The 15,700-nt window shown below is 61.0% G+C and carries 13 protein-coding genes and 1 pseudogene; 4 read left to right on the forward strand and 10 right to left on the reverse strand.

Annotation, left to right across the window (positions count from 1 at the left end; translation table 11 throughout):
* Positions 1–7 precede the first annotated feature (7 nt).
* The 5 genes from BJ985_RS05955 to BJ985_RS05975 all read right to left on the reverse strand — a co-directional run bounded on the left by BJ985_RS05955 (position 8) and on the right by BJ985_RS05975 (position 4,675).
* Complete coding sequence (locus BJ985_RS05955; protein ID WP_179386908.1) at positions 8–769, reverse strand: ABC transporter ATP-binding protein; 762 nt, start codon at positions 767–769, stop codon at positions 8–10.
* Entirely contained in the window at positions 760–1,815 is a 1,056-nt protein-coding gene (locus BJ985_RS05960) for a FecCD family ABC transporter permease (RefSeq protein WP_005323991.1), read from the reverse strand. The genes BJ985_RS05955 and BJ985_RS05960 overlap by 10 nt, the downstream gene beginning before the upstream one ends.
* Positions 1,815–2,978 carry an ABC transporter substrate-binding protein gene (locus tag BJ985_RS05965; RefSeq protein WP_179386909.1) on the reverse strand — a complete coding sequence of 388 codons (1,164 nt, stop codon included), beginning with the start codon at positions 2,976–2,978 and terminating at the stop codon, positions 1,815–1,817. The genes BJ985_RS05960 and BJ985_RS05965 overlap by 1 nt, the downstream gene beginning before the upstream one ends.
* Before the next feature lie 90 nt (positions 2,979–3,068).
* Complete coding sequence (locus BJ985_RS05970) at positions 3,069–4,346, reverse strand: glutaminase (protein ID WP_179386910.1); 1,278 nt, start codon at positions 4,344–4,346, stop codon at positions 3,069–3,071.
* Between the two features lie 50 nt (positions 4,347–4,396).
* Entirely contained in the window at positions 4,397–4,675 is a 279-nt protein-coding gene (locus tag BJ985_RS05975; protein ID WP_005323988.1) for a DUF3618 domain-containing protein, read from the reverse strand.
* A 96-nt stretch (positions 4,676–4,771) separates the two neighbouring features.
* On the opposite strand from BJ985_RS05975, the gene bcp reads away from it, so the two are divergent.
* The 3 genes from bcp (at position 4,772) to BJ985_RS05990 (ending at position 6,931) form a co-directional block, all read left to right on the forward strand.
* Positions 4,772–5,239: a thioredoxin-dependent thiol peroxidase gene (bcp, locus tag BJ985_RS05980; protein WP_179386911.1), complete on the forward strand. Its 468-nt coding sequence runs from the start codon at positions 4,772–4,774 to the stop codon at positions 5,237–5,239.
* Positions 5,240–5,242: 3 nt separating this feature from the next.
* Entirely contained in the window at positions 5,243–5,869 is a 627-nt protein-coding gene (locus tag BJ985_RS05985; protein WP_179386912.1) for a TetR/AcrR family transcriptional regulator, read from the forward strand.
* Positions 5,870–5,944: 75 nt separating this feature from the next.
* On the forward strand, positions 5,945–6,931 hold the full coding sequence (locus tag BJ985_RS05990; RefSeq protein ID WP_179386913.1) for an HNH endonuclease signature motif containing protein: 987 nt from the start codon (positions 5,945–5,947) through the stop codon (positions 6,929–6,931).
* A 211-nt stretch (positions 6,932–7,142) separates the two neighbouring features.
* On the opposite strand, the gene BJ985_RS05995 is transcribed toward BJ985_RS05990, so the two are convergent.
* From BJ985_RS05995 to pflB, 4 genes and pseudogenes are all read right to left on the reverse strand, one after another.
* Entirely contained in the window at positions 7,143–8,291 is a 1,149-nt protein-coding gene (locus tag BJ985_RS05995; RefSeq protein ID WP_179386914.1) for an SPFH domain-containing protein, read from the reverse strand.
* A gap of 59 nt (positions 8,292–8,350) precedes the next feature.
* On the reverse strand, positions 8,351–9,589 hold the full coding sequence (locus tag BJ985_RS06000; protein WP_179386915.1) for an alpha/beta fold hydrolase: 1,239 nt from the start codon (positions 9,587–9,589) through the stop codon (positions 8,351–8,353).
* Positions 9,590–9,600: 11 nt separating this feature from the next.
* On the reverse strand, positions 9,601–10,470 hold the full coding sequence (gene pflA, locus BJ985_RS06005; protein ID WP_005327293.1) for a pyruvate formate-lyase-activating protein: 870 nt from the start codon (positions 10,468–10,470) through the stop codon (positions 9,601–9,603).
* Positions 10,471–10,472: 2 nt separating this feature from the next.
* Positions 10,473–12,854: pseudogene (gene pflB / locus BJ985_RS06015) on the reverse strand (formate C-acetyltransferase).
* Between the two features lie 316 nt (positions 12,855–13,170).
* Between pflB and BJ985_RS06020 the strand changes: the two are divergent.
* Positions 13,171–15,081 (forward strand): solute carrier family 23 protein, encoded by a 1,911-nt coding sequence (locus BJ985_RS06020; RefSeq protein WP_150850376.1) that lies wholly within the window; start codon positions 13,171–13,173, stop codon positions 15,079–15,081.
* On the opposite strand, the gene BJ985_RS06025 is transcribed toward BJ985_RS06020, so the two are convergent.
* The gene (locus BJ985_RS06025) at positions 15,082–15,672 is read right to left on the reverse strand and encodes a hypothetical protein (RefSeq protein WP_236587107.1); all 591 of its coding nucleotides are present in this window, start codon (positions 15,670–15,672) and stop codon (positions 15,082–15,084) included.
* Between the last annotated feature and the right edge of the window lie 28 nt (positions 15,673–15,700).

Consider the following 15,700-nt stretch of genomic DNA (forward strand, 5'->3'; position numbering starts at 1 on the left):
CTTTTTGCTATTTCACCCGCAGCGGGGCAATGAGTGGAGCGCCGCCATGCTGGACGACGTCCGCCTCTACCCCATACACGCCTTCCACGAGCTCCCCCGTGAGAACGTCTGAAGGCGCGCCCTGAGCGCGAATATGGCCCTTCTTGAGCACCACCAGCTGATCGCACATGCGCGCAGCCAGGTTGATGTCGTGGATGGCCACAAGGCCTAGGCTGCCGTCGCGCTTCGCCTTGGCACGCACCTCGTCCAGCACGAAGATCTGGTGATGCAGGTCGAGGGCGGACGTGGGTTCGTCGAGAAGCATGAGGCCTGGGTTGCCCACCAACATCTGCGCCACCGCCACCAGCTGGCGCTGTCCGCCGGAAAGCTCGTTGAGGTAGCGCGAGGCAATCGCGTCCAGGCCCAGCGAGTGCAGCACCTCACCGGTGCGCGTAATCGGGTCCTCGCAGGCCTCACGGCGTGCAGAGATCAGCACGGCCTCAAACGCCCGCAGCGCGGCCGTACTCGTGAGATCCTGCGGCACGTAGCCGATGAGCTGCCGGCGTCGCTTGCCGCGCGGGGCCGTGCCATCGACGCGGAAATCCACCTCACCATCGCAACCGCGGTGCACTCCAGCCAGGGACTTGATAAGCGTGGTCTTGCCGGAGGCATTCGGCCCCAACAGGCCCACCAGCTGCCCGCCGTGGAGCTTTTCCACATCCACGGACTCCAGCACGCGGTGCTTGCCATAGGCCGCACTCAGCCCGGAAATAGTCAGTTCTACGTCCACAATGCCCTCCTTCGGGTCATGACGATGGCAATGAAGAATGGCACGCCCAGAAGCGAGGTGACAATGCCAATGGGAATAGCCAGGCCCGGCTTAATCATCAGGCTCACCGCATGCGCGGCACACATCACGGCCGCGCCCGCCGCCATGGAGGCCGGCAGGAAGTAGCGCTGGTCCTCGCCCACCAACATGCGGGCGATGTGCGGGCCCACCAAGCCGATGAAGCCGATGATGCCCGCGAAGGCCACGGTGGTCGCCGCGACGAGCGAAACCACGATGAGCACCACAACGCGCAGGCGGGAGGTATTGATGCCCATGGCGGTAGCGCGGGCGTCGCCAAGCCGCAAGGCAGTAAGGCGCCAGCCCAACGCCCACAAAATGGGCAGGGCGATAATCAGCACGGCCGCCAGCACGCCGTTGGCCGCCCAATTGGCGCGGGTAAGAGAACCCATGGACCAAAAGACGATCTGCTGCAGCGCCTCGGCCGAGGACTGGTACTGGATAAGCGCCAGCATGGCTTGGAAGAAGAACACCAAGCCGATGCCCAGCAGCACCATAGTCTCCGCCTTCGCGCCGCGGATAACGGCCGCAACCACGATGATGGCCGTCGCCACTGCGGCCGCGAGCCATGCCATCAGCGCCAGGTTGAACTGCGGCTGCGCAATCAGCTGCCACTTGAGCACGATGGAGGTCGCGCCACCAAACGCGGCGGCCGCGGAAATGCCAAGGGTAAAAGGCTCGGCCAGCGGATTATTGAGGATGGTCTGCATCTCTGCGCCGGCCAAAGACAGCGCCATGCCGATGAGCACGGCCATCACGGCCATGGGCAGGCGCAGCTGCCACAGCACCGTGCGCGTCTGGTCATCCAGCCCCGCGGGATTCACAATGCCCTTCATGACCTCGGCCGGGCTGATATCAATCGCGCCCACAAAGTTGCTGATAATGAAGGCCACGGCTGCAATCAGCGTCAGGCCCGCAACGATGCCGATGCGTTGCCACGTTAACTTCTTATGCTGCCGCGCTAGCGCGGCTACCTCTGCGCCCTCCATTAGTTGGTGCTAAAGAAGGTTCCCTCGCCAGAGACCGGCGAGTACTTTTCTTGCGCGTCCATCCACTGCTTGGCGACGTCCACATCGGCATACGCCTCCGGATCAACCCACTCGGCCACCTGCAGCAGCGCCAGGTAGTTAAACGGCGAATCATAGAACTGGTGCCACATGCTGTGGAAGTGGTGTTCCTTGACCGCGCGCAGCTTATCGAAGCCGGTCTGCTTGCCCGGCAGCTTAGCCACGCTGCCCTTGGCTTCCTTTTCATCGATGCCATAACCGACGGCCGCATAGCCGACTGGGTGGCCCTCATCGTCCTTCATATCGGACCAATCGCCACCGGTGGCAATGATCATGTCCGGGTCGGCTTCTAGGACCTTTTCCGGGGTGATTGTGCCGGACTCGCCCGGGATGATTTCATCGGCAATATTCTCGCCGCCGGCCGCGTTGACCAGCTGGGAAATATTGGAATCGTTCCACGAACCGCAGCAATCGGAAACGCCGGCCGAACGCCAGACGAAGGTCTTTGGCTTATCCTTAACCTTCTCCGCGCGCTCCTCTACCAAGTCCACGGTCTTTTGCCAATCCGCGTTGAATTCCTCCGCGCGGTCCTCCTGGCCGAAGATTTCGCCGAAGATGTCCATGGTCTTAGGCGTATTCTCCAGCGGCTTGCGGCGGAAATCGGTCACCGCGTACTTCAGGCCGGCCTGCTCCATCTTGTCGGTCAGGCCCGCTTCGCGGGAGGCATCGTATTGATCCAGCGACAGCACGATGAGATCCGGATCCAAGCTCACAAGCTTTTCCACGGTGACATCGCCCTTGGTGAAGCCGCCAATCTCCGGAACCTCGTTGACGGAGGGCAGCTCCTTTTCCAGTGCGTTGTAGTAATCCGGCACATTTTGCTTGAGGTCCGTGCCGATGCCAACGACCTTGTCCAGCGGATTATCGGTATTGAGTACGCCGGTAGCAAAAAGCGATCGGCCCTCTCCCAAAATCACGCGGTCGGGAGCCTTATCCAGTTCCACGTCACGGCCGGTGATATCGGTGAAGGAAAATTCGGCTTCGCCGCTGGCGCCGCCGGTTACTTCTTCGGCCGCTCCGCAGCCGACGAGCGCGGTTGCCGACGCCGCCACAACCGCCATCACCTTGAAGGGGGTATGAGCCATTTTTAGTCCTTGGTTGTTGGATGCCCTCGCGGCAGCCGCGAAGAGCCTTACATAGGACATCCTAACCTGACTAAGTAAGGTAACCCAAACCTAAACGGATTCGCCGTTGATCGCGTAGTCTTCCGGCTCGCCCTTGGGCACCTCGGTGCCGTCCGACATGGTGCGATCTTCCAGCTCCCCATCCGGATCCACGATGGCGATATCGAAGCCAGACTCGCGAATTCGGCGCAGCCCCTCCTTCAGCATGCGTCGACCCATGCGGTTCGTGCCCGTAATATGCGATAGCTCGAGCACCACCGTGCCCTCGCCAAAGTCCGACTCCATCAACTCGTACAAGATAGTCTCAGCCGCGTTGAAGTTGATCAGGCCCTGCAGATAAATCACGGTCAGCTCCGCATCCTGCTCCACCTTGCGCACTGGGTTCACGCCGTAGCGCTCGTCCGTGGACATCAGGTGCAGGCCCATGTCCTTCGACAGCAGCTTGAACGCATCCACCCCGCGCACCGAGTTGCCTTCTTTGTTCAGTCGCGGCGAGAATGTCGCCACGCCCAACTGGCCCGGCAGCGTGCCCAGCAGGCCACCCGAAACGCCCGACTTCGCCGGGATACCCACCTCGGCCATCCATCGGCCGGCGCCGTCGTACATGCCAGCCGAGCTCATTACCGATAGCGTCAACCGGCACACGTCCGCATCGAGAATCTTGTCCCCCGTCACCGGCTGCACGCCGCCATTGGCCAGCGTTGCCGACATCACGGCCAAGTCCCGCACCGTCACCACAATCGAGCACTGCTCAATATACGTTGACACCGCATCGTGTGCCTCGTCCTGGATGATGTCGTAGTTGCGCAACATGTGCGCCAGCGAAAGGTTGCGTTCGCTGACTTCCAGCTCGGAGGAACGCATGGCGTCGTCGATAAGCAAATCTCGCCCCGCCAGCCGCGAAAAATAGGTGCGCAGGCGCTCCACGCGCGCGGCAGGCTCCGAATCCACGCCATTAATCAGCTGCGTGACCGCAATCGCGCCCGCATTAATCATCGGGTTGACCGGCCGATGGTCATCGCGGTTGAGCGAAAGCTCGTTGAAGGCCTCGCCCGAAGGCTCCATGCCCACGATGTCGCGCACCGCGGAAAGACCAAGCTCCTGGAGAGCCAGCGCATAAACAAAAGGCTTGGACAAGGACTGAAGGGTAAATTCCACCTCATCATCGCCCGCAGAATAAACGTGGCCGGTGGTGGTGCACATCGCGGCGCCGAGATACTCGGGTTCCGCCTTAGCCAGCTCCGGAATATAGTCCGCCACGGCGCCGTCGCGATTATCGCGCACCTTGGTGAGGATTTCCTGCAAATAAAAAGGGATTGGTGTCTTCATCCCAACCCAGCCTACGAAAAAAGTCCCCGCGGTGTGCGGGGACTTCACAATTAGTGGCGCTCGGACAGCAGGCGCTGCAGCTCCTTCAGGTCGCTCTTGCGGCGGCGAGAGCGGAAGACCGAGAAAGCAATCAGGCCAACCACAGCGGCGCCGACACCGCCCAGGGCCATCTGCACGTTGCGGTCCTGCAGCTTATCGGTGGCCGCGGTCTTAGCCTCGTTGGCAAAGTTCTGCGGCTTGCTGCGCTGTGCCAGCTCGTCCAGGGTGCCGGCCAGCTGGCGGCGGGTGCGCTCGATATCGCGCTGAATGTCTTCAATATTGCGTGCCACGAAGTTCTCCTCTTAACTTAGGTTCGCTCTTAACGGGGTCATTCTACCCCGCCGGCCCAAAAGCGTGCAGCCCGGGCGGTAAGTAAGGTGGAAACTATGACTGAAAACCGTTTGAACGTTGGAGATACCGCCCCTGCCTTTGCGCTTGCCGACGACGCCGGAAACACCGTTTCCCTCCCCGATTACGCAGGCCAGCGCGTACTGGTCTACTTCTACCCCCGCGCCAATACCCCGGGCTGCACCAAGGAAGCCTGCGATTTCCGCGATTCCCTGGAACAGCTCAATGATCTCAATATTGCCGTCGTAGGCATCTCGCCAGATAAGCCGGAGGCGCTGGCGAAGTTCCGCGCGGACCACGAGCTGAACTTCCCGCTGCTTTCGGATCCGGATAAGTCTGTCATGACCGCCTACGGCGCATTTGGGGAGAAGAAGAACTACGGCAAGGTTGTCCAGGGCGTTATCCGCTCCACCTTCCTGGTCGAGCCGGATGGCACCATCGGCCAGACGCACTACAACGTCAAGGCCACCGGCCACGTTGCCCGCGTAATGAAGGGGCTTAGCTAGCGCGTGAGAGAGATTCTGCTACCGCGGCGTCGGCCAGCGCAGGCGCGCAGTCGCGAGCGCTTCGAGCGCATTCTGCAGGCCGCCCGCGCCGTGCTTGTCGACGTCGGCTTTGAATCCTTCACCGTCGACGAGGTCGCCCACCGCGCCGGAGTGCCCATCGGCACTCTGTATCAGTTCTTTGCCAACAAATACGTGCTCGTCTGCGAGCTCGACCGCCAAGACACGGCCGCCAGCCGGGCCGAAATCGAGCGCTTCTCCCGCCGCGACCCGGACGTGCAGTGGCCCGATGTGCTGGATGAAACCATCGATCACCTGGCGCGCATGTGGCGCGAGGATCCTTCCCGGCGCGCCGTGTGGCATGCCGTGCAATCCACCCCCGCCACCCGCGCGACAGCCGCAGATACCGAGCGTCAGCTGCTTTGCCCCTTGTCAGAAATCCTCTCCCCACTCGCGCCGTCCATGAGCGATGACGAACGCATTGACCTGGCCGGCTTCCTTATCCACAGCGTGGTCTCGCAGCTCAATTACGCAACTGCGGGCGACCCCAGTGGCTTTGATGCTGTGGTCGTAGAGATTAAGCGCATGCTCGTTTCGTATCTATTTTCCACTGCGGCCCACTGGGGCAGTTGACGCTTAAACAAGTTATCCACAGCTGCGGACGTCTTCGCCTCGGCTCGCCCGCCGGCTCTGCATAAAGTTGCAGCCATGAGCTCACTTAAGGCCTATGCCACCCATATTGCCTCGGCGATGGACATCCTCGCCGAGGCCCACGGCATGTCTGAACGCGCCCTTGTCGAGCTGGGTTTGCCGGATGTCGAGGCCCACGACCTCCGCGCGCTGGCCGCGGTCTACTTCGGTCCGACCGGCTTCAGCCGCAAGCAACGCCACGCAGCCGCGGCCGCCCGGCACCACGACCTCGTAACGCTCAAGCTGATTGAAAAGTACGTCTCCCGGGTGCGCACGAAGCGTGAAGCGTGGAACCTACGCGTGGAGCTGTGCCGCCTGCGTGGGCCGGCTTCTGAAATCGCCCGCCGCGCTAAGCAACGCCTGCGCGAACTTCGCCCGCGCCGCATGCCACCCCGCGAAGGCGTGCAACTCCTTCGTCGCCCGAACGGACCGTGGACTATGCGGATTACCGCGCCCTCGGCCTTCCTTGCCGAATTCGACGCCGCGCTCGACCCCGACCGCCCACTCGATTCCCTCCGCGACCTACTTCGCGGCACCGGCGCGCCCTCCGCGCGCACCACCACCAACGTCATCATCCCGCTCAACGCCCTAGACCAAATCCTGGACGGCGACGGCGAGGAAGTCACGCTGCGCCTTACCAATGGCGCCACCATTTCCGGCGCCGAGCTCGTCGAGCGCACCTTCACCGAGCACGGCCTTGCGACGCTAATCCACCCCGTCAAGGGCCCCGTCAACCTGTATCGCACATCGCGTTACGCCACCGAGAAACAGCGGCAGATGGCCGCGGCCGAAAATCCCACCTGCCCGTGGCCGCCGTGCAACCATCCGGCGGACAAGGCCCAGATCCATCACCTCAAGGCGTGGAAACACGGCGGGTTGACCAATATGGAGAACCTGACGGTGTGCTGCCCCTACCACAACGGGGTCAACCAGGATGATCCAAATGCCCCGCCGCTGCGCGGGCGCCTTGCCCGAGTCAATGGCAAGGTCCGCTGGGTTCGTTAGCGCTGCCTCTGCGAGGTAGCGCTACTCGGCGTGTCATCGGCCATAAGAACGTCGTGGACAAGGTCGCGCGCGGCGCTTAACGCATCACGACCTGAGTCAGGATGGCCGTCGTTGGCGAATACCTGGCACTCGTGATCAGGGATTACCTCCGCGCGGCGGGTTATGCCACGCTGCGCGGTATAGGCATCAAAGAGGTTATCGATGCTCAGGACTAGTCCTCGTTTTTCAGTTGTTCGCGCAGCTGCTGAAAGTACTCGCGGGCAGCCTGGGGCTGCGCGGTGGAGTGCTGGCCCTGCTGCGGCTGCGGCTCTGCCTGCTGGTTCTCGGAGCGTTGCTGCTCAGCGCGCTGGGAAGCGGCGATGGCTTCGCGCTTAGCGCGTTCGGCCTGTCGCTTAGATTCGCGCTCGATTTCTTCGGCGCGGGAAGGCTTCTTAGGCTGCGGGCGACGGCGCTGCGACGGCTCCTCGGCGGAGTCGAGGGCGCGGTTGGCCATGAGCACGTCGCGCATGCCGCTGAAAAGATCGCCCATCCCCTGCGGGTTGGAAGGCATGTAAAGAACGGACGCCTGGCCGTTGTGGGAGACGTCGACCATTGCGTCGAGGTACTGGGAAACCAGCATGAGGGCTTCGGGGGATTCTTCCACGCCGGCGTCGCGAAGCATCTCGTACTGCTGGGCAATGCCCTCGACGATTTCCTTGCGCTGGTCGGCGACGCCGCGGCCCTGCAGCTTCTTCGCCTCGGCTGCACCCTCAGCTTCCTTCACCACGCGGATCTTCTCAGCCTCCGCCTGGGCGACGGCCGCCTCGCGCTCGCGCTGCGCCGCGTTAATCGAGTTCATGGACTCGCGCACCCGGGAATCGGGGCGGATATCGGTGACCAAGGTGTTGACGAAGTTCCAGCCGTACTCGGCCATGTTGTCGCGCAAGGAGGCCGCAACATTGCGGGCGATGGTGTCCTTGGAGGAGAAGGAATCATCTAGGTTCATATTCGCCACGGAGGAACGAACATTGTCCTGAACGTAGGCCACAATCTGCTGCTCGTGATTGGAGAGCATGTAGTACGCCTCGCGCTCGCGACCCTGGACTACCTCGTACTGCACGGCGACAGGGATTTGGACGAAGACATTGTCCTTCGTCTTGGTCTCCACCATCACGTCCAGCTGGCGCACCTGCAGCGAAATCTTATCGCGTACACGGTCCACCCACGGCATTTTAAAGTGCAGGCCAGCATGCGCCACCTTTTGGAATTTACCCAATCGCTCCAGAATGGCAGCTTCGCGAGTGCGAACGATGAAATAACCATCGAAGAGCGTTCCCAAGATAATCAGCAGGATAATGACTAATACTATGGTGGCAATCATTGAGTCTCCCTAAATGTCGTAATGATCACTAATATTTTCGCATAGGAAATAGCGAAATGCTAGTGATCGTCGATAAGCGAAAAGAGCTTTCCCAAGATGGTCGCACCATCCTCGCGAATGCCGTTGTGCTGGAACTCATTGTTGATCCACGGCCGCAGGTCTCCCAGGTGCGCGGCCGTAGCCAAGGACTCCTCGAGCGGGACGAAAATATCATCGACGTAGATGGCCGCAGCCGTGGTGGGTACCTCGCCCAGCGCATAGGGCGGGGAGAATTCGTGGCGGGCGAGGCCATGGGCGGCGTCGGCAAACGCGTGCAAGGCCGGGTCCTCGTCGAACTGCCAGGGGAAAATGTGCTCCCCGGTCAGCCAGGTACCGGCCTCCGCAAATTCCGGAAATTCCTCGCGCACGCGGTGCGCCGCCCAGTTCGTAGCGGCCTGGCCACCGGCGCCGCCGTAAATCGACTCATGGATTGCGGCGTACAACGGAGCATCCGCAAAGCTCACGCGCTGGCCGACGTCCGCCAGGAAGTCACCCCGCAACCGCTTCTCCCCCGCTACGGTGCGGAAGGGCTCTTCCAGCAGATAGGCCAGCGAATCAAAGCCGGTGCCGCGGCCGAGCTCGATGCCGATAGTGCGAAACCGCAGTGCGGACAAGCGCTCACCGGTAGGAAGCCGCTCATCCGAATTGTCGAGGTGGGAAATGATCTCCTCGATCCGGCCCTGTGCCCACGGGAATTCGCGGTAGAAGCGCTCCTGGCGGGCCTTGAGTTTGCTGAAGGTAGCGCGGTAAAGATCGTCCGCGCCTTTCAGCGTGGGGATACCGCCGGTGAAGAAGGCATGCTCGACGCGCTCGGGCGCTTGGGAAAGGTAGGCGGTGATACAAAAGCCGCCGAAGGATTGGCCGAACAGCGACCATTTCTCGAGTCCGAGGTGCTCGCGCAGGCGCTCGGCATCGCGGACGATATTGTCTTGGCGCAGCAACGCCAAGTGCCCTGCAGTGCGCTCTGCGGCCGGGCTAAGCGCGTCAATGCGGTTTGAGCGGCCGGTGCCGCGCTGATCCATGAGGAAAACGCGGTAGCGCTCTAGCGCCTTGCCAATCAGCCCCGTAGGCGCCAGCGGCCGAGGCGCCGGGAAACCGGGACCGCCCTGCAGGTATAGCAATGCGGGCAGGTCCTCGCCGCCGGGAGGGATTATTTCGCGGGCGTAAAGCCCAAAAGTCCCGTGGGGATTGGAATAATCCCACGGGACTTCTAGGTGGTGCTCTTTAATTGTGTGGCCGAAGCGGCGATAGGAGGTCATGTCCTCCCAGGCTAGTGGACTTCCAGACCCTTCGAGCGGAAGACGTCGCGGATTTTCTCCACATCCTCCGGCTTCGGTGGCTTCGTGTCAGCTAGCTGGTAGTTCATACCCAAGTTATCCCACTTGTCCTTGCCCATATTGTGGAAAGGCAGGACCTCAACGCGCTCAACGTTGGATTTCCAACGCGCCACGATGTTGGCCACATTTTCCACGTTCTCTGGCGAGTCCGTGAGGTCTGGCACCACCACGAAGCGGATCCACACCGCCTTGCCCATCTTGTTTAGCCTGTCGCCGAAGTCCAGCGTGGGCTGGAGTTCGCGCTGAGTGACCTTGCGATAGGTTTCCTCGTCGCCCGACTTGACGTCGAGAAGCACGAGGTCGATATTGTCCAGGTCCTCGTCACGCAAACGCGCACCGAGATAACCGGCAGTATCGATGGTGGTGTGGATGCCCGCATCGTGAACTTCCTTCAGCACGCGGCGCGTGAAAGAAAGTTGGAAGAGGGGTTCACCACCGGAGATGGTGAGACCGCCACCGGAAGCGTTGAAGATTGGCTTATAACGCTTAATGCGCTTGACCACATCCTCGACCCGCTCTAGCGTGCCGGTCTTCATCTCCCAGGTGTCTGGGTTATGGCAGTACTGGCAGCGCAGTGGGCAGCCGGACATGAACATCGTCATGCGGGTACCCGGGCCATCGACGGCGGTCACGAGCTCCCAAGAGTGCACGAGGGCAATATCGCCGGTACGGCGCGCCTCCATGAGTTCGGGGCGGGTAATGTCATCGAATTGAGCGTCGTCTCCCAGGCCCGCGGCCGCGCCGCGGACTCGCTCTCCCTCTTCAGGAGAGAGGGTAACGACACCAGTAACGCCATCTGCCATGATTAGGAACCCTGGTGGAAGGTGCGGGAGATAACGTCGAGCTGCTGCTCCTTGGTCAGCTTGACAAAGTTGACAGCGTAGCCAGAGACGCGAACGGTGAGGTTCGGGTACTTCTCTGGGTGCTCAACGGCGTCCTCGAGGGTGGACTTGTCCAGCACGTTGATGTTTGCGTGGTACAGACCAGAGTTCATCTGGTGTGCATCGCGGTTTGCCTTCATTGCTGACATGCGGTCTTCGAAAGTTGGGGTTGCCATGATTTTCTCCTTTTCGAGATGGTTGAGGGGGGTTAGTGGTTTTTACTTCTCCATGATGAAGCCAGCATCCAGAACGCCCACCAAGTTATTGATGCGCTCTTCTGGGGTGCGGCCCAATCCGGAAGGAGTAATGGTGTTGGTCAGCGAGATGCCGTCCAAGGCGTCCTTGTAATCCAGCTTGCCGACGGACAGCATGGAAGCAACCATGCCGTGGCTGTCAGCACCGTTTTCAGGGTTAGCGCCTGGGGAGAACGGCGTGCCGGCCTTGTGGCCCGACGGGAAGGCGCCTGTTGCCTTGCCGTAGACCACGTTCGAGGTAATGGTCAGCACGGACTGGGTTGGGATGGCATTACGGTACATCGGGATGGCCTTAATCTTTTCCATCACGGTGTGGACAATGGTAGCGGCGATATCATCGGCGCGGTCATCATCGTTGCCGTAGAACGGGAAGTCACCTTCGGTGACGTAGTCCGTAATCAGGCCGGTCTCGTCGCGTACCGGGGTGACCTTAGCGTACTTGATAGCAGCCAGGGAGTCGGCGACGATGGACAGGCCGGCGATGCCGCAGCCCATGGAGCGGACGATATTGGAATCGTGCAGCGCCATCTCGACTGCCTCGTAGGCGTACTTGTCGTGGGAGTAGTGGATGATGTTGAGGGCTTCTACGTAGGTGCCAACAACCCAGTCCAGCATCTCCTCGTACTTCTGCCATACCTCGTCGAAGTCCAGCGGGCCGTCGCCCTTGATGGGCTCGTAGCCTTCGACAACCTGCTTGCCGGATACCTCATCGCGGCCACCGTTGATGGCGTAGAGCAGAGCCTTTGCGGCGTTCACACGAGCGCCGAAGAACTGCATCTGCTTGCCAACTTCCATCGGGGAGACACAGCAAGCAATTGCGGCGTCGTCGCCCCACTGCTCACGAATCTGGCGGTCAGACTCGTACTGGATGGAGGAGGTCTCAATGGAGATGTGGGCACAGAATTCCTTGTAGCCCTCTGGCAGCTTCGGATCCCAGAAGATGGTGATGTTTGGCTCAGGTGATGGGCCAAGGTTAACCAGGGTCTGCAGCAGACGGAAGGAAGTCTTGGTGACCATGTGACGTCCGTCGTTGCCAAAGCCAGCGTCGGACCAGGTTGCCCAGTATGGGTCGCCGGAGAAGATCTGGTCGTAGTCGATGGTGCGCAGGAAGCGAACGATACGCAGCTTGAGAACCAGGGAGTCGATGATCTCCTGGGCGTCTTCCTCGGTGATGATGCCAGCAGCGAGGTCGCGCTCGAAGTAGCAATCGAAGAAGGCGGACAGGCGGCCGATGGACATTGCGGCGCCATCCTGGGACTTAATGGAAGCCAGGTAGCCGAAGTAGGTCCACTGTACTGCCTCGTGAGCGGTCTTGGCCGGCTGGGAGATGTCGAAGCCGTAGGACTCGGCCATCTTCTTGAGCTTCTTCAGGGCCTTGATCTGCTCGGAGTGCTCCTCGCGGAAGCGTGCCCAGTGCTCAGAGAAGCCAGCATCTGCGACGGAATCGCGGGAAGCCTGCTTTTCCTCGATCAGGTAATCCACACCATAAAGTGCGACACGGCGGTAGTCGCCGATGATGCGGCCACGGCCGTAAGCATCCGGCAGGCCGGTGATGATGTGTGATGAACGAGCAGCGCGGATGCGCGGGGTGTAGATATCGAAGACCGCATCGTTGTGGGTCTTGCGGTAACGGGTGAAGATCTTCTCCACCTCAGGATCTACTTCCTTGCCCGCTTCGGCGATAGCCTGCTTGACCATGCGCCAGCCACCGAACGGCATCATGGCGCGCTTCAGCGGGGTATCAGTCTGCAGGCCGACGATAACGTCGTCGTCCTCTGAGATGTAGCCGGCCGGGAAGGCGTCGATATCGGTCGGGGTGTGGGTGTCAACGTCGTAAACGCGCTGCTCGCGCTCGACGGACAGATACTTCTTTTCCAGGGTGTCCCAGACGCGCTTGGTCTTCTCGGTCGGGCCTGCCAGGAAGCTGGAGTCACCGTCGTACGGCGTGTAGTTGCGCTGGATGAAGTCGCGGACGTTAATGCCCTCGGTCCATGGACCGGACTCAAATCCCTTCCAAGCTTCAAACTGTTGAGGCTGCGTTGCGGTAGTCATAATTCCCTTCTTTCGGGCGAATTTCTAGCAGGGGATAAATGCCGCTTTCTTCGAGCCACAGCACCAAGCCCCTCTGGCCTCAATTGTTGACCAATTCCCTGGTAATAACAAGTCTCGCAAACGTTTGAAAGCTAAGTAATAAACCGGTCGTGTTGTTTCGCAGGTGAGTGATTTTATGCAGTACGCACGTACGTCTTCCATCGGGGGTGAAATAGCCCCGAACGTGTTCCTCATCACCACTAAATTTTGGCCGCTACCTGCGCGAACCTCTACTGTTAATCCCGTTCAGCTTCGCTTCCGCACAAAGGAGGACTTCGTGGCTTCCCAGCCCAAGCATCCAGTAGATATCGTCCCACCCGCCCCCAAACTAGCCGCCTTGGGTTTACAGCATGTGCTGGCGTTTTATGCCGGCGCAGTCATCGTCCCGCTGCTCATTGCCGGCTCGCTCAATCTGGATGCGGAAACGACCATCCACCTCATTAATGCGGACCTGTTGACCTGTGGCATAGCTACGATCATTCAGTCCATGGGCGTCGGCAAGCGCATAGGCGTGCGCCTGCCCATCGTGCAGGGCGTGACTACTACGGCCGTCTCCCCGATTATTGCCATCGGCCTGGGCGCGACCGACGGCGCGGGTGGGGTGGCCTCGCTGCCAACCATTTATGGCGCCATTATTGTCGCCGGCCTTTTTACCTTCTTCGCGGCGCCGGTCTTTGGCAAGGTGCTGCGCTTCTTTCCGCCGGTGGTCACCGGTTCGGTCCTGCTGGTCATGGGTACGTCGCTGTTGGGGGTATCGGCCAATGACTTTGTCAATTACGCCGAGGGAGTGCCGGCCACCCGCGACTTGCTCTATGGCTTTGGCACGCTCGCGGTCATCATCTTGGTGCAGCGCTTTTCCTCCGGCTTCCTGGGCACCCTGGCCGTGCTCATCGGCCTAGTCTTAGGCACGGGCGTGGCGCTCGTGCTTGGCGACGCCTCCTTTGACGAGGTCTCCTCCGCCCCCGCCCTCGGCATTACTACCCCGTTCTACTTCGGCATGCCGAAGTTTGACCTGGTAGCCATCTTCTCGCTCATCATCGTCATGATCATCACCATGGTGGAGACCACCGGTGACGTCTTTGCCACCGGCGAGATTGTAAAAAAGCGCATCCGCCGCGATGACGTCGTGCGTGCCATTCGCGCCGATGGCCTGTCCACCCTGGTGGGCGGCGTGATGAACTCCTTCCCCTATACCTGCTTTGCCCAAAACGTTGGCCTGGTACGCCTGACCAGCGTGAAGTCACGCTGGGTGGCCGTTGCCGCCGCCGGGTTCATGATGGTGCTGGGCATTTTGCCCAAGGCCGGCGCGGTCGTAGCCTCCATCCCCTCCCCCGTTCTCGGCGGCGCCTCCCTGGCGCTTTTTGCCAACGTGGCGTGGGTGGGCCTACAGACCATCGCCAAGGCCGATCTTTCCGATGGCCGCAACTCCGTCATCGTCACCTCCGCGCTGGGGCTGGCCATGCTGGTGACCTTCAAGCCGGATATCGCCACCGCCTTCCCGGAGTGGGCGCAAACCTTCGTCTCCTCTGGCATGTCCATCGGCGCGATTACCGCCATCGTGCTCAACCTTTTGTTCTTCCACACAGGAGGCAAGCAGGGAACGCAGGTGTCTCGGGCCGTCGGCAAGAGCGTGAGCCTCCAGCAGCTCAACGGCGCCTCCCGCGAGGAATTCGTCTCCGCACTGCGCCCGCTGTTTAATAACGAGACCTGGCCGCTGGAGCTGGCGTGGGAGTCGCGTCCCTTCGGCGATGTTAATGAGCTGCGCGCGGCCATTCAGGTGGCCGTGCTGACCGCGGATGATTCCCGCCGCGCCGCCCTCATCCACGATTACCCGGCCATGGATGAGCTGCTGCTTGCCGACGCCGACGAAGCCGCCACCATCTCCGCTGACCGCGGCTCCCTCGGTCTGACCGACCTGGATGATGTGCAGACCGAGCGCATCACCGAGCTTTCCGCCGCCTACCGCGAGCGCTTTGACATGCCGTTTGTGGCCTATTTGGATACCAATGACACCGTCGAGCGCGTCATTGATGCCGGCGTGCGCCGCCTGGCCAACTCCCCGGAGCAGGAAAACCGCACCGCGCTGGGCGAAATCGTAGAAATTGCCAACGACCGCTTCGATATCCTGCTGGCCGATGCCAACCCGGTCCGCTCCTCGTGGGACCGCAAGTTCACCGAGGTGGACTAGTTAGCGAAAAGAAAAGTCCACCTCGGCCTCTGGGTCCACTCCGGAAATAATGCCGGTGTAGAACTGCTTGGCCTGGGATTGGAGGACATCGCGATTATCCGCGATGTCCTCTTTCTTTTTATCCTCATTGAGGATTTTGGTGATGGTTTCCGCCTTATCGATATCCGGGGTAATCCAACTCAGCGCCCCGTTGTCCTCCACCGCGGTTTCGAAATTCTCATCCGAGTGCCCGATGAAAATGAACTCGGGGATCTCCACGCGGAAGTGGTGCGGGGATTCTTCTTCCACCTGAACCTGCGAACCTTCGATGCCGAGCTTGGCACGGTAGGAGTACTTGATGTACTGGGTGCGCTCGCTGCCCGGGACCTGCCAATTCCACAGCTTGCTGGTAGCGGATTCCTCCGATAGGCCCTCGATACCCAGCGAGACGAGCACCACCTGCTCTTCACGCTCCACAGCCTTGATGACCTTGGTATTACTCGATTCGGTCTCCACCTCCACCGGTTCCCGCACCTGCCAAATGAACACCGCGGCGGCAGCCACGGCGGCAATGAGAATGACGGCGACAAGGGTGGAAAGCAGCTTTTTCATGATGACCATCTTAGGGCGACTATGCGGG

The sequence above is a fragment of the Corynebacterium tuberculostearicum genome, from assembly GCF_013408445.1.
Taxonomy (GTDB): domain Bacteria; phylum Actinomycetota; class Actinomycetes; order Mycobacteriales; family Mycobacteriaceae; genus Corynebacterium; species Corynebacterium tuberculostearicum.

Bases quoted from the DNA above. Each gene is read 5' to 3' on its own strand.
- BJ985_RS05960 (WP_005323991.1), bottom strand. From the start codon at position 1,815: ATGGAGGGCGCAGAGGTAGCCGCGCTAGCGCGGCAGCATAAGAAGTTA.
- BJ985_RS05965 (WP_179386909.1), bottom strand. From the start codon at position 2,978: ATGGCTCATACCCCCTTCAAGGTGATGGCGGTTGTGGCGGCGTCGGCA.
- BJ985_RS05970 (WP_179386910.1), bottom strand. From the start codon at position 4,346: ATGAAGACACCAATCCCTTTTTATTTGCAGGAAATCCTCACCAAGGTG.
- bcp (WP_179386911.1), top strand. From the start codon at position 4,772: ATGACTGAAAACCGTTTGAACGTTGGAGATACCGCCCCTGCCTTTGCG.
- BJ985_RS05990 (WP_179386913.1), top strand. From the start codon at position 5,945: ATGAGCTCACTTAAGGCCTATGCCACCCATATTGCCTCGGCGATGGAC.
- BJ985_RS05995 (WP_179386914.1), bottom strand. From the start codon at position 8,291: ATGATTGCCACCATAGTATTAGTCATTATCCTGCTGATTATCTTGGGA.
- BJ985_RS06000 (WP_179386915.1), bottom strand. From the start codon at position 9,589: ATGACCTCCTATCGCCGCTTCGGCCACACAATTAAAGAGCACCACCTA.
- pflA (WP_005327293.1), bottom strand. From the start codon at position 10,470: ATGGCAGATGGCGTTACTGGTGTCGTTACCCTCTCTCCTGAAGAGGGA.
- BJ985_RS06025 (WP_236587107.1), bottom strand. From the start codon at position 15,672: ATGAAAAAGCTGCTTTCCACCCTTGTCGCCGTCATTCTCATTGCCGCC.